This is a genomic window from Enterobacter sp. DVT3837 (assembly GCF_056238685.1).
Genome location: NZ_JBWDLA010000001.1, coordinates 2471145 through 2488788 on the forward strand (window position 1 = coordinate 2471145; position 17644 = coordinate 2488788).

16 protein-coding genes are annotated in these 17644 nt (G+C 57.0%); 9 read left to right on the forward strand and 7 right to left on the reverse strand.

From position 1 onward, the window contains the following. Window positions 1-11 precede the first annotated feature (11 nt). From hycE to hycI, 5 genes are read left to right on the forward strand one after another with little or no spacing between them, the layout of a single operon-like run. Window positions 12-1721, forward strand: coding sequence for a formate hydrogenlyase subunit HycE (hycE, locus tag AC0XWG_RS12110; RefSeq protein ID WP_028016834.1), 1710 nt, complete (start codon window positions 12-14; stop codon window positions 1719-1721). Window positions 1722-1730: 9 nt separating this feature from the next. Further along, window positions 1731-2273, forward strand: a complete 543-nt coding sequence (locus AC0XWG_RS12115) for a formate hydrogenlyase complex iron-sulfur subunit (protein ID WP_049006115.1) — start codon at window positions 1731-1733, stop codon at window positions 2271-2273. Then, on the forward strand, window positions 2273-3040 hold the full coding sequence (locus AC0XWG_RS12120) for an NADH-quinone oxidoreductase subunit B family protein (protein ID WP_475680611.1): 768 nt from the start codon (window positions 2273-2275) through the stop codon (window positions 3038-3040). The genes AC0XWG_RS12115 and AC0XWG_RS12120 overlap by 1 nt, the downstream gene beginning before the upstream one ends. Beyond that, complete coding sequence (locus AC0XWG_RS12125; protein WP_049006110.1) at window positions 3037-3447, forward strand: formate hydrogenlyase maturation HycH family protein; 411 nt, start codon at window positions 3037-3039, stop codon at window positions 3445-3447. The genes AC0XWG_RS12120 and AC0XWG_RS12125 overlap by 4 nt, the downstream gene beginning before the upstream one ends. Beyond that, window positions 3440-3895 (forward strand): hydrogenase maturation peptidase HycI, encoded by a 456-nt coding sequence (gene hycI, locus AC0XWG_RS12130; protein WP_028016830.1) that lies wholly within the window; start codon window positions 3440-3442, stop codon window positions 3893-3895. The genes AC0XWG_RS12125 and hycI overlap by 8 nt, the downstream gene beginning before the upstream one ends. A gap of 81 nt (window positions 3896-3976) precedes the next feature. Here hycI and AC0XWG_RS12135 read toward each other — a convergent pair whose 3' ends face one another. Next, window positions 3977-5401: a 6-phospho-beta-glucosidase gene (locus tag AC0XWG_RS12135; protein WP_475680612.1), complete on the reverse strand. Its 1425-nt coding sequence runs from the start codon at window positions 5399-5401 to the stop codon at window positions 3977-3979. Between the two features lie 18 nt (window positions 5402-5419). Next, the gene (gene ascF / locus AC0XWG_RS12140; protein ID WP_475680613.1) at window positions 5420-6871 is read right to left on the reverse strand and encodes a PTS cellobiose/arbutin/salicin transporter subunit IIBC; all 1452 of its coding nucleotides are present in this window, start codon (window positions 6869-6871) and stop codon (window positions 5420-5422) included. Window positions 6872-7085: 214 nt separating this feature from the next. On the opposite strand from ascF, the gene AC0XWG_RS12145 reads away from it, so the two are divergent. From AC0XWG_RS12145 to AC0XWG_RS12160, 4 genes are all read left to right on the forward strand, one after another. Continuing rightward, window positions 7086-8099, forward strand: a complete 1014-nt coding sequence (locus AC0XWG_RS12145) for a LacI family DNA-binding transcriptional regulator (RefSeq protein ID WP_134707857.1) — start codon at window positions 7086-7088, stop codon at window positions 8097-8099. A gap of 134 nt (window positions 8100-8233) precedes the next feature. Then, window positions 8234-8779 carry an electron transport protein HydN gene (hydN, locus tag AC0XWG_RS12150; protein ID WP_049006101.1) on the forward strand — a complete coding sequence of 182 codons (546 nt, stop codon included), beginning with the start codon at window positions 8234-8236 and terminating at the stop codon, window positions 8777-8779. Between the two features lie 6 nt (window positions 8780-8785). Then, on the forward strand, window positions 8786-11002 hold the full coding sequence (hypF, locus tag AC0XWG_RS12155) for a carbamoyltransferase HypF (RefSeq protein WP_475680614.1): 2217 nt from the start codon (window positions 8786-8788) through the stop codon (window positions 11000-11002). 1 nt (window position 11003) lies between these two features. After that, window positions 11004-12026 (forward strand): HoxN/HupN/NixA family nickel/cobalt transporter, encoded by a 1023-nt coding sequence (locus tag AC0XWG_RS12160; protein WP_108091020.1) that lies wholly within the window; start codon window positions 11004-11006, stop codon window positions 12024-12026. Here AC0XWG_RS12160 and AC0XWG_RS12165 read toward each other — a convergent pair. The 5 genes from AC0XWG_RS12165 to srlR all read right to left on the reverse strand — a co-directional run bounded on the left by AC0XWG_RS12165 (window position 11999) and on the right by srlR (window position 17635). Beyond that, window positions 11999-13663 carry an SgrR family transcriptional regulator gene (locus AC0XWG_RS12165; protein WP_475680615.1) on the reverse strand — a complete coding sequence of 555 codons (1665 nt, stop codon included), beginning with the start codon at window positions 13661-13663 and terminating at the stop codon, window positions 11999-12001. The two genes, AC0XWG_RS12160 and AC0XWG_RS12165, sit on opposite strands and share 28 nt — an antisense overlap. Window positions 13664-13794: 131 nt before the next feature. Continuing rightward, entirely contained in the window at window positions 13795-15285 is a 1491-nt protein-coding gene (gene nagE / locus AC0XWG_RS12170; RefSeq protein WP_475680616.1) for an N-acetylglucosamine-specific PTS transporter subunit IIBC, read from the reverse strand. 221 nt (window positions 15286-15506) lie between these two features. Continuing rightward, window positions 15507-15665 (reverse strand): hypothetical protein, encoded by a 159-nt coding sequence (locus tag AC0XWG_RS12175; RefSeq protein WP_164881322.1) that lies wholly within the window; start codon window positions 15663-15665, stop codon window positions 15507-15509. Between the two features lie 238 nt (window positions 15666-15903). Then, on the reverse strand, window positions 15904-16869 hold the full coding sequence (gene gutQ, locus AC0XWG_RS12180) for an arabinose-5-phosphate isomerase GutQ (RefSeq protein ID WP_128347345.1): 966 nt from the start codon (window positions 16867-16869) through the stop codon (window positions 15904-15906). Beyond that, window positions 16862-17635: a glucitol operon DNA-binding transcriptional repressor SrlR gene (gene srlR, locus AC0XWG_RS12185; protein WP_028016820.1), complete on the reverse strand. Its 774-nt coding sequence runs from the start codon at window positions 17633-17635 to the stop codon at window positions 16862-16864. Before srlR ends, gutQ begins: the two co-directional genes overlap by 8 nt. Window positions 17636-17644 lie beyond the last annotated feature (9 nt).

A 17644-nucleotide genomic window follows, 5' to 3' on the forward strand; every position in this document is an offset into this window, starting at 1 on the left:
AGAGAGTTTTTATGTCTGAAGAAAAGAAAGGTCAGCAGTATCTCGCCGCGTTGCATCAGGCTTTCCCTGGCGTCGTGCTGGAGGAGTCCTGGCAAACCAAAGACCAGATCACCGTCACCGTTAAGGTGAACTATTTGCCGGAAGTGGTGGAGTTTCTCTATTACCAGCAGGGCGGCTGGCTGTCGGTGCTGTTCGGCAACGACGAGCGCCAGCTGTGTGGCAATTACGCGGTGTACTACGTGATGTCGATGGAGCAGTTCGAGAAGTGCTGGCTCACCGTACGCGTTGAAGTGGACCCAAACAAACCGGAGTATCCGTCCGTCACGCCGCGCGTGCCCGCCGCCGTATGGGGCGAACGTGAAGTGCGCGACATGTACGGGCTGGTGCCTGTAGGACTGCCGGATGAACGTCGCCTGGTGCTGCCGGACGACTGGCCGGATGAACTCTATCCGCTGCGCAAGGACAGCATGGACTACCGCCAGCGTCCGGCCCCGACCACCGACAGCGAAACCTACGAGTTCATCAACGAGCTGGGCAGTAAAAAGAACAACGTGGTGCCGATTGGTCCGCTGCACGTGACTTCCGATGAACCAGGCCACTTCCGCCTGTTTGTCGACGGCGAGAACATTATCGACGCCGACTACCGCCTGTTCTACGTCCACCGCGGCATGGAGAAGCTGGCGGAGACCCGCATGGGCTACAACGAAGTCACGTTCCTCTCTGACCGCGTGTGCGGCATCTGCGGCTTTGCCCACAGCACCGCCTACACCACCTCGGTGGAGAATGGCATGGGAATTGTGGTGCCAGAGCGCGCGCAGATGATCCGCGCCATCCTGCTGGAGGTGGAGCGCCTGCACTCGCATCTGCTGAACCTCGGCCTGGCCTGCCACTTCGTCGGTTTTGACTCCGGGTTTATGCAGTTCTTCCGCGTGCGTGAAGCGTCGATGAAGATGGCGGAGATCCTCACCGGCGCACGTAAAACCTACGGTCTGAACCTGATCGGCGGGATCCGCCGTGACCTGCTGAAAGACGACATGATCCAGACCCGCCAGCTGGCGCAGCAGATGCGTCGCGATGTGCAGGAGCTGGTGGATATGCTGCTCAGCACGCCAAACATCGAGCAGCGTACCGTCGGGATTGGTCGTCTTGACCCGGAAATTGCCCGCGATTTCAGCAACGTGGGTCCGATGGTGCGCGCCAGTGGCCACGCCCGCGATACCCGCGCCGATCACCCGTTCGTCGGCTATGGCCTGCTGCCGATGACCGTGCACAGCGAGCAGGGCTGCGACGTTATCTCTCGCCTCAAAGTGCGCATCAATGAGGTGTTCACCGCCCTGAACATGATCGACTTCGGTCTGGATAACCTGCCGGGCGGCCCGCTGATGGTTGAAGGTTTCACCTACATTCCCAACCGCTTCGCGCTGGGGTTCGCCGAAGCGCCACGTGGAGACGACATCCACTGGAGCATGACCGGCGACAACCAGAAGCTCTACCGCTGGCGCTGCCGCGCGGCAACCTACGCCAACTGGCCAACCCTGCGCTATATGCTGCGTGGAAACACGGTTTCCGACGCGCCGCTGATCATCGGCAGCCTTGATCCGTGCTACTCCTGTACCGACCGTATGACGGTGGTGGATGTGCGCAAGAAGAAAAGCCAGGTGGTGCCGTACAAAGAACTTGAGCGCTACAGCATTGAGCGTAAGAACTCGCCGCTGAAATAAGGACTCGTCATGTTTACCTTTATTAAAAAAGTCATCAAAACCGGCGCGGTAACCAGCAGTTATCCACTGGAGCCGATGCCGGTGAATAAAAACTTTCGCGGCAAGCCGGAGCACAATCCGCAGCAGTGCATCGGCTGCGCGGCCTGTGTAAACGCCTGTCCGTCGAATGCCCTGACGGTGGAAACGGACCTCAAAACCGGTGAACTGGCCTGGCAGTTTAACCTCGGGCGCTGCATCTTCTGTGGCCGCTGCGAAGAGGTCTGCCCGACTGTCGCAATCCGCTTGTCACAGGAATATGAGCTGGCGGTATGGAAGAAAGAAGATTTCCTGCAGCAGTCGCGCTTTGAACTGTGTAACTGTCGCGTCTGCAAGCGTCCATTCGCCGTGCAAAAAGAGATCGACTATGCCATCGCGCTGTTGCAGCACAACGGAGACGCTCGCGCAGAACATCATCGTGAAAGCTTTGAAACCTGCCCGGAGTGTAAGCGCCAGAAGTGCCTGCTGCCGTCCGACCGCATTGATATTACTCGCCATATGAGAGAGGCCAGCTGATGGAAAACCTACTGGGCCCGCGCGACGATAACGGCATTCCGGTGCCGATGACGGTGGATGAATCCATCGCCAGCATGAAGGCGTCGCTGCTGAAAAAAATCAAACGCTCGGCCTATGTCTACCGCGTGGACTGCGGCGGCTGCAACGGCTGCGAGATTGAGATCTTCGCCACCCTGTCGCCGTTGTTTGACGCCGAGCGTTTCGGCATCAAAGTTGTACCGTCTCCGCGCCATGCCGACATTTTGCTGTTTACCGGCGCCGTCACCCGCGCCATGCGCTCGCCTGCGCTGCGCGCCTGGCAATCTGCGCCTAACCCGAAAATCTGTATCTCGTACGGAGCCTGTGGCAACAGCGGCGGCATTTTCCACGATCTGTATTGCGTCTGGGGTGGCACCGACAAAATCGTGCCGGTGGATGTTTACATTCCGGGCTGCCCGCCGACACCTGCCGCAACGCTGTACGGTTTTGCCATGGCGCTTGGCCTGCTGGAGCAGAAAATTCATGCTCGTGAACCTGGGGAGCTTGATAACCAGCCTGCGACTATCCTGCACCCGGACATGGTGCAGCCACTGCGGGTGAAGGTCGATCGCACGGCGCGCAAACTGGCGGGCTACCGCTATGGTCGCCAGATTGCCGACGATTACCTGCGTCTGCTGAGCCAGGGTGAGCATCAGGTGGCACGCTGGCTGGAGGCGGAGAACGATCCGCGTTTGAATGAGATTGTGGCAAACCTGAACAACATCGTGGAAGAGGCGCGTATCCGATGAGTGAAACGGTGGTGTTCAGTCAGCTGAGCCGTAAGTTTATTGATGAGAACGATGCCACGCCGGATGCGGCGCAGCAGGTGGTCTATTACAGCCTGGCGATTGGGCATCACCTCGGGGTGATTGACTGCCTGGAAACGGCGTTAAGCTGCCCGTGGCCCGAGTATCTGGCGTGGATCGCCACGCTGGAGGAGGGCAGCACGGCGCGGCGCAAGATGGAAGGCGTGCCGAAGTACGGCGAGATCGTCATCGACGCCAACCACATTGCGATGTTGGCGAACGCGTTTGACGCGGCGCTGAACAGGCAAACCCCTGAGCAGCAGGCTTGGAGCAAAACGCTGCTTAGCATGCTGCACGATATTCATCAGGAGAGCGCCATCTACCTGATGGTGAGGAGATTACGTGACTGACGTTTTACTGTGTGTTGGCAACAGCATGATGGGCGATGACGGTGCAGGCCCATTGTTGGCAGAAATGTGCGCGGCAAATTCTCAGGGTAACTGGGTGGTCATCGACGGTGGCAGCGCGCCGGAAAACGACGTGGTTGCTATTCGTGAGCTGCACCCGGACAGGCTGCTGATCGTTGATGCCACGGATATGGGGCTCAACCCCGGCGAGATCCGCCTGATTGACCCGGATGACATCGCCGAGATGTTTATGATGACCACCCACAATATGCCGCTGAACTACCTGGTCGATCAGATTAAAGACGACGTGGGCGAGGTGCTGTTTTTGGGGATTCAGCCGGACATTGTTGGGTTTTATTACCCGATGACGCCGCCGGTGAAAGCGGCGGTCGAAGTGGTCTATTCACGGCTTGCCGGATGGTGTGGGGACGGGGGATTTTCCCGGCTCTGAACAGCGCCCGGTGGCGCTACGCTTACCGGGCCTACGCTTTTGTAGGCCGGGTAAGGCGAAGCCGCCACCCGGCAAAACAGTCTACTCCAGATCCGCCCCGTTACTTGCAATCACCTTCTTATACCACCAGAACGATTTCTTGCGTTTCCTGTCCAGCGTGCCGTTTCCGGCGTCGTCGCGGTCAACGTACACAAACCCGTAGCGCTTGCTCATCTCGCCCGTTGAGGCGGCCACCAGGTCGATGCAGCCCCAGGTGGTGTAGCCCATCAGCGGCACGCCGTCCTCAATCGCGTCACCCATCGCGCGAATATGCTCGCGCAGATAGCTGATGCGGTAGTCGTCGTTAATCTCGCCGTTTTCATCAATAACGTCTTTCGCCCCGAGACCGTTTTCCACCAGGAACAGCGGCTTCTGGTAGCGGTCGTACATCATGTTCATGGTGATGCGCAGGCCGAGCGGGTCGATACCCCAACCCCATTCGCTCACCTGAATATTCGGGTTGCGCAGGGATTTAACGATATTTGCCGCGCTGGTGTTGCCCGCGTTCATATCCGCCGACGCGCAGCGTGAGGCGTAATAGCTGAACGAGACAAAATCGACGGTGTTTTTCAGCAGTTCGTCGTCGCCAGGATCTTTCACAATCACCACGCCTTTCTCGCGGAACACGCGGGCGGAGTAGGCCGGATAGCTGCCGCGCGCCTGCACGTCGATAAAGAACAGGTTCTCGCGATCTTTCTCCAGCGCCATCCACACGTCTTCTGGCTTGCAGGAGTACGGGTAGAAATTCCCGCCCGCCAGCATGCAGCCGACCTGGTTTTCCGGGTTTACCTCGTGGGCGATTTTGGTCGCCAGCGCGCTCGCCACCAGCTCGTGGTGTGCGGCCTGATATTTCACCTGATCTTCGTTTTCGCCTTCTTCAAATACCAGGCCCGCGCCAGAGAACGGGCTGTGCAACATGATGTTGATTTCATTGAAGGTCAGCCAGTATTTCACCAGACCATTAAATTCCTCGAAGCAGGTGCGGGCGTAACGGGCGAAGAAATCGACCATCTTGCGGTTGCGCCAGGAACCGTACTCCGTCACCAGGTGCATCGGCACGTCGAAGTGGCAGAGGGTCACCAGCGGCTCGATGTTGTACTTTTTGCACTCTTCAAACACCGCGCGGTAGAAGGCAATACCTTCTTTATTGGGCAGCGGCTCATCGCCATTTGGATAGAGGCGGCTCCAGGCAATTGAGGTGCGGAACACCGTAAACCCCATCTCCGCCATCAGGGCGATGTCTTCTTTGTAGCGATGATAAAAATCAATCGCTTCATGGCTTGGGTAAAACTCGTCGTCACGCAACGAAAACCGCTTTTCCTTCCCGATTTTCACCGCCAGGCGATTCGCGCCGTGGGGGATCATATCGACCGTTGTGAGCCCTTTGCCGCCTTCGCGATAAGCGCCTTCACTCTGGTTGGCGGCAAGCGCGCCGCCCCATAAAAATCCTTTTGGAAAAACAGACATTCTTACCTCACTCTCAATTTATGCTTTTGCTGCTTTGCTCTGTACCGGGGCACTCTGGAGGGCGCGCGCTTTTTCAGCATTGTCTTCGACCGGGATATCTTCAAAACCTAATATCAGGGTTAGAACGAACGACAGCACCACCGCCAGCGCCATGACACCGAACACCCAGACGATGGTCATCGGGTTCGCCGGGTCGAAGAACTGCACGCTGGTAAACAACCCTGGTGCGGCCATCGAATGGCTGGCAAGTCCGGCAATGCCGGCCACCGCACCGCAGATAAAACCGCTGATCAGGCTCGCAATCAGTGGACGTTTCAGCCGTACCGCTACACCGTACAGCGCGGGTTCAGAGATCCCCGCCATGATGGCAGAGGCTGCCGCCGCTAACGCCGTCTGGCGCAGCTCCGGGTTTTTGGTTTTCCAGGCTACCGCCAGAGACGAACCGCCAAGGGAGAGGTTGGCGCCGATTTCCGACGGCATGACCATCCCTTCTTTGCCCGTTTCGGCAATGGTCTGGATGATGGTTGGCGTAAAGACGCGGTGCATCCCGGTCATCACCAGCAGCGGCCAGAGTGCTCCCATGATCGCCACGGAGAGCCAGCCCAGATAGCCGTGAATGGTGTAAACCAGCGCGGAGATGGCGCTACCGATCCAGATCCCCAGCGGCCCAATCAGCACAATGGCGAGCGGGGCGGCAATCAGCACGATCAGCATCGGTTTGAGGAAGTTTTTGGTGACCGCCGGGGTAATGCGATCGACCCAGCGTTCGATGTACGACAGGCACCAGGTCATCACCAGCGCCGGGATCACGGTGTAGGTGTATTTCACCGCCGTTACTGGAATGAAGGCGAACTCAATATGCTCGCCCTGCGCGGCTTTCGCCATCAACTCGATAAAGCTCGGATGAACCAAAACCCCTGCAATGGCGATCGCCAGCGACATGTTGGTTTTGAATTTCACCGCTGCCGAGGCCGCCACCATCAGCGGCAGGAAGAAGAAGGCACCGTCGCCAATCACGGTGAGGATGGTGAGCGTCGGCGCGCCTTTAGGCAGCACGCCGGTCATCTCAAGGATCATCGCCAGCAGTTTAACCATCGAGCCACCGATGATCGCCGGGATCAGCGGCGACATGGTGCCGATGAGCGCATCCAGGATCCCGGCGCCAATGCGGCGCAATGTCAATTTCTGTGGACCTTCCGGTGATGCAGGCTGCAGGTCGGCTGGCAGCAGGCTGACTACCTCGCGGTAGGCCTGAGAAACGGTGTTGCCAATGATCACCTGGCACTGGTTGTCGTTGCGCACTACGCCGAGCACGCCGCTAATGCTTTTCAGACGCGCAGCGTCGGTGAGGCTTTCGTCTTTCAGGACGAAGCGCAGACGCGTCATGCAGTGGGTGACGGCGACGATGTTCTCTTTGCCGCCCAGCGCGCTGACGACATCATTCGCCAGCGCAGCGTAATTTTTGGCCATCGGATGAGATCCTGTTATCGTTGTGAGAAATGTAGGAAACCGGTTCCACATAATCATCATGAGTTTATTTGAATGAAACAAGATCACATTTCGACCATTTTTTCATTTCGTGATGATGATCACCAGGCGGTGCAAAAAGCGTGATTTCATCGCTGCGACAATTTTTCTGCAGTGCAGTACACTGCGCTCCATCAGTTTCAGACGGAATAACAAGATGACCACGATGCTTGAAGTGGCGAAGCGGGCAGGCGTTTCGAAAGCAACGGTATCCCGGGTGCTGTCGGGAAATGGCTATGTCAGCCAGGAGACCAAAGACCGGGTGTTTCAGGCCATTGAAGAGAGCGGCTATCGCCCGAATTTACTGGCGCGCAACCTGGCGACCAAACGCACCCAGACGCTGGGGCTGGTAGTGACAAACACCCTGTATCACGGCGTCTACTTTAGCGAACTGCTGTTTAACGCCGCGCGGATGACAGAAGAAAAAGGGCGGCAGCTGATCCTTGCTGACGGCAAGCACAGCGCCGATGAAGAGCGTGAGGCGATCCAGTATTTACTCGATATGCGTTGCGATGCGGTGATTATCTACCCGCGTTTCCTGAGCGTGGATGAGATGGATGAGATCGTCGAGAAGTGTGAGCAACCGATTATGGTGCTTAACCGCCGCTTGCGGAAAAACAGCAGCCACAGCGTCTGGTCCGATCATAAAGCTTCCTGTCAGGAGGCGGTGTCGCAGCTGATTGAGAAAGGGCACAGAGAGATCGCATTTATCACGGGTTCGCTGGATTCACCCACCGGGGTTGAACGTCTCTCCGGCTACAAGGACGCACTGGCACAGCACCAGATCCCGCTACGCCCTGAGCTGATTTCGCAGGGAAAGTGGAACCCGGCCAGTGGTGCCGCGGCGGTTTCCGAGCTGTTGGCTCGGGGGGCAACCTTTACGGCGCTGGTGGCGAGTAACGACGATATGGCAATCGGTGCTATGAAGCAGCTGTACGACAGCGGCGTGGCCACCCCGGACGCGGTATCGGTGATCGGTTTTGACGACGTGGCCATCGCACCTTATATCGTGCCGTCGCTTTCCAGCGTTCGCATTCCGGTGACGGAGATGATCAAAGAAACCATCAGCCGACTGATCTTTATGCTCGACGGCGGGGAGTTTAAATATCAGCAAACGTTCTCCGGCGAGCTTGTCCTGCGCGATTCCGTCATTGACGGCCCTCATCGTTGATGTCGACAGCTGTCATCGTCAGAAGTGACGATGACAGTGCCAGCGTCATTTTTAAATTTATTTAAAATCAATATCTTAATAATTGGCACGGTTTATGAATATCTCCGCGCATAACAGTAATGCTGGAGAAGCAGATGAACCGTTTTATTATGGCCGATGCCAGTAAGTGCATTGGTTGCCGTACCTGTGAAGTGGCGTGCGTGGTTTCCCATCAGGCGGAGCAGGATTGCGCGTCGCTTACCCCTGATACTTTTTTGCCCCGCATCCATGTCATTAAAGGCGTGAATATTTCCACCGCCGCCATCTGTCGTCAGTGCGAAGACGCACCGTGCGCGAATGTCTGCCCGAACGGGGCGATTAAACGCGAAAAAGGGTTTGTGCACGTGATGCAGGAGCGCTGCATCGGCTGTAAAACCTGCGTGGTTGCCTGCCCGTATGGCGCGATGGAAGTGGTTGTCCGTCCGGTTGTGCGTAACAGCGGCATGGGCCTGAATGTGCGCACGGACAAAGCCGAAGCCAACAAGTGTGACCTCTGCTACCACCGTGAAGCGGGCCCGGCCTGCATGGAAGCCTGCCCGACGCACGCCCTGGTGTGTGTTGATCGCGATAAGCTCGAACAGATGAGTGCGGAAAAACGCCGTCGTGCAGTGTTCGATACCTCTTCATCTCTGCTGTTCTGATCCGCCATGTGCAGTAACGGCGTACAGCTGCGCGTGCGCGGCAAAGTGCAGGGCGTCGGGTTTCGTCCCTTCGTCTGGCAACTGGCGCAGTCGCTTCAGTTAACCGGCGACGTCTGCAATGACGGAGAGGGCGTGCTGGTGCGGCTCGCGGGTAATGGGGGGGCCTTTACCGCGAGGCTGCGCCAGGACTGCCCACCGCTGGCGCGTATTGACGCGATCGACTTGCAGCCCTTCACCTGGAGGCGTGTGCCGGAGGACTTTACCATCCGTCACAGCGCGGGCGGGGCGATGGACACCCAGATTGTACCGGATGCCGCTACCTGTCCGGCATGCCTGGCTGAGATGCGCGATCCCCGTGAACGTCGTTATCGCTATCCGTTTATCAACTGCACCCACTGTGGTCCGCGTTTTACCATTATCTGCGCCATGCCTTATGACCGCCCGGCCACGTCGATGGCGACATTCCCGCTGTGCGAACCGTGTGAAACGGAGTATCGCAACCCCGCAGACCGTCGTTTTCATGCGCAACCCGTCGCCTGCCCGGACTGCGGGCCGGAGCTGGAATGGCGTGCGGGGGACATCATTACTACCCGCGAGTCTGCGTTAAGCGCAGCGGTAGAGATGCTGAAAAACGGTGGCATTGTTGCCATCAAAGGAGTTGGGGGTTTTCACCTCGCCTGTGATGCGCTCATTCCGCAGGCGGTCGCGCGACTTCGAACGCGCAAACAGCGTCCCTCGAAGCCGCTGGCCGTGATGATCCCGCAGGCGGAAGCGCTGCCGACGGCGATTCAGACGCTGTTATGCTCACCTGCAGCCCCCATTGTGCTCACGCCAAAGGTGTGGTTGCCCGCGTTGCCCGACGAGATAGCTCCGGGCCTGGACTCGGTAGGCATCATGCTGCCCGCAAACCCGCTGCAACATTTGCTCATGCTCGACTGTCAGCGTCCGCTGGTGATGACCTCCGGTAATCTCAGCGGCAAACCGCCCGCCATCAGTAATCAGCAGGCGCTGGACGAGCTTGGGGAGATTGCAGACGGTTTTCTGCTCCACAACCGCGACATTGTGCAGAGGATGGATGATTCGGTCCTGCTTCAGGACGGGACAATGCTGCGCCGTGCGCGCGGGTTTGTGCCGGATGCCATCACGTTGCCTGCAGGTTTTAGCAATATCCCCGCCATGCTATGTACAGGTAGCGAGATGAAAAATACTTTCTGCCTGGTGCGCGGGAACCAGGCAGTGCTAAGCCAGCATTTTGGCGATCTCAGTGATGAGGGTGTCGAAGCCCAGTGGCGTTCGGCACTGGCGGTGATGCAGCAGATCTACACCTTTCAACCGGAGCGTGTGGTGTGCGATGCCCATCCGGGTTACCACTCCCGACAATGGGCACACGAGCAGGCGTTGCCGGTCGACACCGTGTTGCACCATCACGCACACGCGGCGGCGTGCCTGGCTGAAAACGGCTGGCCGCTCGACGGTGGCGATGTTATCGCATTGACGCTGGACGGGATCGGCATGGGCGAGAACGGTGCGCTGTGGGGTGGGGAATGTCTGCGGGTAAACTACTGCGACTGTGAGCATCTCGGTGGATTACCTGCCGTGGCGTTGCCTGGTGGGGATCTGGCGGCCGTTCAGCCGTGGCGCAATTTACTCGCACATTGCCTGGCGTTTGTGCCTGACTGGCAGCACTACCAGGAAACGCGTGCGGTACAGCGCCAAAACTGGCCGCTGCTGGCGACAGCAATCGGGCGTGGCGTCAATGCGCCGCTGGCCTCGTCATGCGGAAGGCTTTTCGATGCAATCGCCTGCGCGCTGGGCATAGAAACGCAACGCTACGAAAGTGAAGCGGCTTGCCGGCTGGAAGCACTGGCTTCACAGTGCGCCGGTGTCGCGCACCCGGTCACGCTTTCGGTGGATAATCTCTCCCTCTTCTGGCAGCAATGGCTGAACTGGCAGGCGGAGCCCTGCGAACGCGCATGGGCGTTTCACGATGCGCTGGCAAAAGGGTTGGCGCAATTAGTCAAATTGCATGCCATGCGTTTATCACTTTCCACGGTGTGCTTCAGCGGTGGGGTGTTACACAACCGCCTGCTGCGTGCGCGTCTGCGTCATTATCTTTCTGACTTTACGCTTCTTTTTCCTTCGCGCCTGCCCGCAGGTGACGGAGCGATCTCCTTCGGGCAGGCGGTGGTCGCCGCCGCCCGGTCATGTTCACAAAGGACTTAAAATGTTACGACTCTTACGCAATGAACCTCGTGCCGCGCTTCTGCTGCTGGCTCTGGTAATGGCAAACCTGCTGGCCTGGGGATGGGCATGGCAAACCTTCAGCGGCAGCACGGCGTTGATGGCGGCAAGCCTGCTTGCCTGGTGTTACGGACTTCGCCATGCGGTGGATGCCGACCACATTGCGGCTATTGATACCGTCACGCGTAAGATGATGCAGCAGGGCAAACGCCCATCCGGCGTAGGGGCCTGGTTCTCGCTGGGTCATTCCACCATCGTGGTGCTGGCCTCCATTGCCATTGCTGCCACCGCTACGGCGTTTCAGAAAAATATGGCATGGTTTCACGAGACAGGGAGTCTGATTGGAACAGCCGTTTCCGCGACTTTCCTGCTGGCGATGGCGCTGGTCAATATGGTGATTTTACGCGGCGTCTGGCGCAGTTTTCAGGCGCTGAAAAAGGGGCGCGCGACAAGCAGTGAAGTAGAGTTACCTGCACAGGGCGGCGTCATGAACTGGTTATTTGGCGCAACCTTCCGGCTGGTCAACAAAAGCTGGCAGATGTACCTGGTCGGATTCCTGTTTGGTCTGGGGTTTGACACTGCCACCGAAATTGGCGTGTTGGGCATTTCTGCCGCCAGCGCCTCTCACGGGATGTCGGTGTGGTCAATCATGATCTTCCCGGCGCTCTTCGCCAGCGGTATGGCGCTGGTCGATACCCTCGACAATTTGTTGATGGTCGGTGCTTACGGATGGGCGTTTAACAAACCGCAACGTAAGCTCTACTACAACATGACCATTACCGGGACATCTGTGGTGGTGGCGCTGTTTATTGGCGGGCTGGAAGCGCTGGGTCTGCTGATGGATAAATTCGCCCTCAGCGGTGGCGTCTGGGATGTGATTGGCGCGGTAAACGACAACCTGGGCAACGCCGGATTTGTGGTGGTCGGGCTGTTTGTCGCCTGCTGGCTGATCTCCATGGTCAACTACCGCTGGCGCGGCTACGATGCGCTGGTCGTGCGCTCCTGAGCCGGCGGTAGCCAGGCGCGGGTGAAATCAAGCCAGCCGCTGGCAGTCAGCACAATGTTCTGCACATTTTCCATCGTGTTGATGCGATAGCGGTAGTGGAAAAGCGGCGTACAGGCGCCGCTTTCAAGCAGGCGATGAAAGAAGGCGGGCAAGTGTGCTCTTAGCGTTTCCTCGCTTTCGCAATACGCCATCAGCGTCTGCTTTGCGTTTTGCCATGCGCTCTCACCCAGCGCGGCGATCCACGCGGGTTCTTCAGTAAACCACTCTGCCAGCGCAAAGACCGGTACTTCACCGGCAAGATAATCCCCCAGTAAGATATCCGCTTGCGCCAGCGCGTCAGGCGCATGCCACTCTTCGCGATCTTTCCAGTGAATCGTGACGTCGCAGCCACGCTTTTTCAGGCGAGTTTGCAGCATGCCGGCGAGATCGCACAGCACCGGCGTGTGATAGCAGACCAGTGAAAGGGCTGGTGGAAGCGTCACGTCAGGCGTTTCAGGATACGCGGGTGTCGTGATCCCGGGCAGTATTTCCGTACGGGTTTCAACATCATCCCGGCGGATGAACTGCTGGTTAAGATGCTGGATTTCCTGGCGTAACCAGGCGGCCAGCGGTTTTGGTAACCGGGCATTCACCATCAGCCAGGAAAACCCACCGCTGGTGGTGGTGATGGACTCCTGGGCGTTTTCTCCTTTACCAACGGTTATCCATGCCGGTTTTTCTGTTCCGGCGCGGGTTCGCCAGAACTCAATTGCATGCAGCAGGGGATGTGTCGCAAAGTACCACGGCTGACGCTCAAGGCGCAGATAGTGCGAGTGATGATGAGCAATTGCAAAGGGGCCTGCACCCACATTCGGTTGTTGCGGATGTGGCAAACGGCAAACATGATGCGCGAGACGATGCGCCAGCATGGCGTCTGGCGCGTTAAGCGTGATTTCCAGACACCACGGTGCGATAAGCATCACTTTACTCACGTGAGTTAGCCCTGTATTACGTGCGGGATCGGCCAACAACTGGTGCAGCGCGCCGAGAATATCTTCATCGCTGATCGCTTGTCCGTTATGCCAGTGCGCACCGCTACGCAGGTAAAAGCTCCAGCGAAGTTTGTCGTCACTACTCTCCCAGTGATGGGCTAAATCGGCCACCGGTTGCGGGTGGCCGGGGACGTAACGCGTCAACCCAGCGTGAACCGCGCAGATAATATGCTGTTCGGCACGGCGACGCTGGAAAGCGGGATGAAGCAAGGTGAGCGGGCGATACCACGGAATACGGAGCGTCGGCTGGTGTTTAAGCCATTTACCCCCTAAAAACGGAGTAATGATGTGATGCAGGCTAGCCGGGTCGCCATCGGCCAGCTGCAACGCGCTCTGGTAGTCCCCTTTTTCCAGGCAGGCATGCATCAGCGGTGCGCTCAGTTCGCTGGTGGTTGTCAGGCAATGCAGGATGGCACGATGCCCACGTCCTGGTTGCGCCTGCCAGCTTAACCATCCGCTTTGCGTAAGCTGGCGCAGCAATGTGCGTGCATGGCGCTCACTGCATAACGCGACACCGGCCACTTCCGCGATGGTCGTGGGCTTTGGCTCTGTGCCGTAGTGCTGATAAAGCCGTTGATACTGTCGGATTTTCTGAAGCTGGCGCATGACGGCGTACCGGTAACAAAAGGAGAATGGTGAGAGTGTAGGGGGTTTTGCGGAATAAATAAGGGTGGGATATATAAAGTGTTCCGGTTTTATTCCCTCTCCGGTGAGAGAGGGAACAGGATTGTGCAACGTCAGGCTTCGATCTGCGCCCGGATCTTCAGCGCGATGCTTTCGGCCTGTGGGCCCAGAATCACCTGCGCGTTCTGCGTACCCATTTTCAGAATGCCTTTCGCCCCCAGTGATTTCAGCGCCTGTTCATCCAGCACGCTGTTATCTGTAAGCGTTAAGCGCAGGCGAGTTATACAGGCATCGACAATCTTCAGGTTATCTTTGCCACCCAATGCTGCGATGTATTGGGCAATCGCCTCGCTTTGATCGTCAGAATCACCCGTTACCGTGTCGTCGTCTTCGCGACCCGGCGTTTTCAGCTTGAAGAAGCGAATCGCGAACGTGAATACCACAAAGTAGATCGCGAAGAACAGAGCAATCAGAGGGATCAGGAGCCACGGCTTCGTGGCAAGACCCCAGTTCAGGACGAAGTCGATAAGCCCGGCGGAAAAACCAAAGCCATGCAGCACGCCGAGGCTGTTGGCGATCACCATACTCACACCAGCAAGTACCGCATGCAGGGCATACAGGGCTGGAGCGAGGAACAGGAAGGAGAACTCAATTGGCTCGGTAATGCCCGTCAGGAAGGCGGTCAGGGCGACAGAGAGCAGCATCCCGCCGACGGCTGAGCGACGTGCTTTTGGCGCGGCGAAATACATCGCCAGTGCCGCACCCGGAAGACCGCCCATAAAGATCGGATATGCCCAGGCCATGTAGACACCCGCATGCGGGTCACCGGCGAAGAAGCGGTTAAGATCGCCCCGGGTTAAGTCGGTGGCAATCTGCGTGATGCTGGATCCGTCAATACCTGGCACCGCGCTGCCAACGACCAGACCTTTCACCACGTCCGGCGCGAGACAGATGTTATGTACCGCGCTGGCAGCATCGTAAGTCACTTTCAGACAGTCACCGAGGCTGAACCAGAACACGGAATGCAGTATGTAGTGCAGGCCGAAAGGAATTAACGCGCGGTTAAGGACACCGTAAATAAACCAGCCGGGCTCACCGCTACGGGACACCAGCAAACTGAAGGTATCAATACCGTGCTGCACGGAAGGCCAGACGTAGCCGCAAATCCATGCGATGAACAGACAAATTAACCCGGTCATGATGGGCACCAGACGTTTACCAGCAAAGAACGCAAGGAAATCCGGCAGTTTAGTATTGGAGAAGCGGTTATAGCAGTGACCGGCCACCACACCCGCAATAATCCCGGCAAAGAAGGACATGTTAATGGAGGCGTTAATCACCGCTGTGGCTTTGGTGAGGACCAGAAAGCCGACAGCACCCGCGAGGGCTGCAGCACCAGCATTGTCTTTTGCCAGACCAATGGCGATACCCAGAGCAAACAACAGCGGCAGGCTGTCGAAGATCCCGCCACCGGCACTGGCAATAAACGGAATATTAAATACGTCAGGCTGGCCGAGGCGTAATAATATGGCTGCAACCGGTAAGGTGGCGATAGGCAACATCAGGGCTTTACCCAGACGTTGAAGATAACTAAATGCATTCATGAGAGAGGATTCCAAAAAGACTTAATTCACATCGGAAAATAACAGCTTTTATTTTAATGTGGAAGCAGGGGAGATAAAAATGTGATGCGATATAAATTAATTTTTATTATATTCCTCAGGTGAGTCATTCCTGAAATAAACAATGATGCATTCTATTATTTGTTCCGGTTTTTGCTGGTGGCGCTTCACACATTTACTGAAGGAGAAGCGCCGCCAGACCTTCAGTTATCACGTTTGCTTACCGGAATCATCAGCTCCCGCAGGCGCTCGATACGAGCTTCAGGACTCAACCATAGCCAGCGAAATAAAATGTGCTCTGCTTTTCTGACCTGCTTAAAATAGTGAGCGAGATAGTTAAGCTCTTCGGTGAAATGTGCCATGAAATACCCCTTTCGCGTTAATGTGTGATCAGGGTAGATTGTTATTAGGGAATAAAACAGGGCAATGTTTTTCAGGTGTTCCGGTTTTAAGTATTGATGGGAATAATAAATAAAGGATTGATAGCGATGATTTATCTTATTTGTATTTATTTTATGAATAAATTGCGTAAAAAAAAGCGTTTAGACTTTTGAACTTCACCAACCTGCACCGGCTGGCGAAGTGTCCTGGGCTCAAAGATTAGATAATTCCAGCCTGATAGAAATCCTGCAGGTTGATGGCGCCGCACAGCTTGCCGCTGTCATCCACCACCGGCGCGGCGGTGATTTTACGTTTCATCAGAACCTCTTTGGCCTCAATGGCGCGGCTGTCGGCGTTCAACGTCAGCCCGCCCTGGGTCATCGCTTCAGAAACCGGCGATTCCAGCTTGCCGCCGCCGACCAGCCAGCGACGCAGATCGCCGTCGGTAAATACACCTTTAACAAAGCTGTCGCTGTCACACACGGCGACCAATCCCAGCCCGGTACGGCTCAGTTCCAGCATCGCGTCCATCACGCTGGTATCGAGTTTGACCTGCGGAATGGCATCGTCAGTTCGCATCAGGTTGTGAACCTTATTGAGCAGGCGTGCCCCAAGCGCTCCGGCCGGATGCGAACGGGCGAAATCTTCTTCGTTAAAGCCGCGCGCCTGCATCACCGCCATCGCCAGCGCGTCGCCCATCATCAGCGTATTAACGGTGCTGGATGTGGGGGCGAGGTGCATCGGACAGGCTTCACGCTCAACGGAAATATCCAGCGTGGCCTTGGCTGCCAGCGCCAGCGGCGAACGGGATTTGCCGGTCATCGCCAGCAGAGCGACCGATTTTTCCTGCAGGCGCGGAATGATGAGATCCAGCTCTTTGGCCGAACCGGAGTAGGAAATAAACAGCATCACATCGCGGCTTTCGATCATTCCCAGATCGCCGTGCAGTGCTTCTGCCGGATGAACAAAAAAGGCCGGAGTACCGGTGCTGGCAAGCGTCGCCGCAATTTTCTTACCGATGTGACCCGACTTGCCGATCCCGGAGACAATCACCTTACCTTCGCACTGAATAATGGTGTTGGCCGCGCGAACAAAATCCTCGCCCAACCGTTCGGGCAGGCGGCTGGCTTCCTGTAGCTCAAGCATCAGGGTCTGGCGGCCAGCGTTTAACAGAAAATCACTCATCTTTCTCTCCGGTTACGATCACGTCGATGCCTTTCTCTTCCAGCGCTTTTTTGAACGCCGGGTCGATACCTGCGTCGGTAATCAGTTTGTCGACGCTTTCCAGGCTGCAAACGATATTGGGGCTTTTACGGCCAAACTTCGATGAATCTGCCATCAGAATCACTTCCCGCGCGGCATTGCACATGGCTTTGCTGACGCTGAACACCTCGTTGAAGGTGGTCACGCCCGCGTTCAGGTCGATGCCGTCGGTGCCCATAAAGAGTTTATCAAAGCTGAAGTGGTCGAAGGCGTTCTCTGCCAGTTGGCCGTGGAATGACGCTGATTTCTTACGGAAGGTGCCACCCGGCATCAGAATGGTTTGCTCGCTATCGAATTCAGAGAGGGCGTTGACGATATGCAGGCTGTTGGTCATCACCGTGATGTTGTTAAAGCGACTGAGCAGCGGGATCATTTGCAACACGGTACTGCCTGCGTCAAGAATGATGGAATCGCCATCGTGGATAAATTTCACCGCCGCTTCAGCAATCAGCGCCTTCTGGTGGGTGTTGATCAGCGTTTTGTGATCGATAGGCGGGTCGGCTTCATCCTTATTGAGCACCACACCGCCGTAAGTCCGAATGACGGCGCCAGAGTTTTCGAGCAATACCAGGTCTTTGCGTATTGTTGTGCCGGTGGTGTCAAAGTAGTGGGCCAGATCGTCGACCGAGCATTTTCCCTGCTTCTGCAGATGCTCGAGAATGGCCGCCTGCCGCTGACGAGGTTTCATAGGCGCTTC

Bases quoted from the DNA above. Each gene is read 5' to 3' on its own strand.
- AC0XWG_RS12165 (WP_475680615.1), bottom strand. From the start codon at position 13,663: ATGCGCCAGCTTCAGAAAATCCGACAGTATCAACGGCTTTATCAGCAC.
- ascF (WP_475680613.1), bottom strand. From the start codon at position 6,871: ATGGCCAAAAATTACGCTGCGCTGGCGAATGATGTCGTCAGCGCGCTG.
- hypF (WP_475680614.1), top strand. From the start codon at position 8,786: ATGTGCAGTAACGGCGTACAGCTGCGCGTGCGCGGCAAAGTGCAGGGC.
- gutQ (WP_128347345.1), bottom strand. From the start codon at position 16,869: ATGAGTGATTTTCTGTTAAACGCTGGCCGCCAGACCCTGATGCTTGAG.
- hydN (WP_049006101.1), top strand. From the start codon at position 8,234: ATGAACCGTTTTATTATGGCCGATGCCAGTAAGTGCATTGGTTGCCGT.
- AC0XWG_RS12145 (WP_134707857.1), top strand. From the start codon at position 7,086: ATGACCACGATGCTTGAAGTGGCGAAGCGGGCAGGCGTTTCGAAAGCA.
- AC0XWG_RS12120 (WP_475680611.1), top strand. From the start codon at position 2,273: ATGGAAAACCTACTGGGCCCGCGCGACGATAACGGCATTCCGGTGCCG.
- AC0XWG_RS12135 (WP_475680612.1), bottom strand. From the start codon at position 5,401: ATGTCTGTTTTTCCAAAAGGATTTTTATGGGGCGGCGCGCTTGCCGCC.
- AC0XWG_RS12175 (WP_164881322.1), bottom strand. From the start codon at position 15,665: ATGGCACATTTCACCGAAGAGCTTAACTATCTCGCTCACTATTTTAAG.
- AC0XWG_RS12125 (WP_049006110.1), top strand. From the start codon at position 3,037: ATGAGTGAAACGGTGGTGTTCAGTCAGCTGAGCCGTAAGTTTATTGAT.
- nagE (WP_475680616.1), bottom strand. From the start codon at position 15,285: ATGAATGCATTTAGTTATCTTCAACGTCTGGGTAAAGCCCTGATGTTG.
- srlR (WP_028016820.1), bottom strand. From the start codon at position 17,635: ATGAAACCTCGTCAGCGGCAGGCGGCCATTCTCGAGCATCTGCAGAAG.
- AC0XWG_RS12160 (WP_108091020.1), top strand. From the start codon at position 11,004: ATGTTACGACTCTTACGCAATGAACCTCGTGCCGCGCTTCTGCTGCTG.
- hycE (WP_028016834.1), top strand. From the start codon at position 12: ATGTCTGAAGAAAAGAAAGGTCAGCAGTATCTCGCCGCGTTGCATCAG.
- AC0XWG_RS12115 (WP_049006115.1), top strand. From the start codon at position 1,731: ATGTTTACCTTTATTAAAAAAGTCATCAAAACCGGCGCGGTAACCAGC.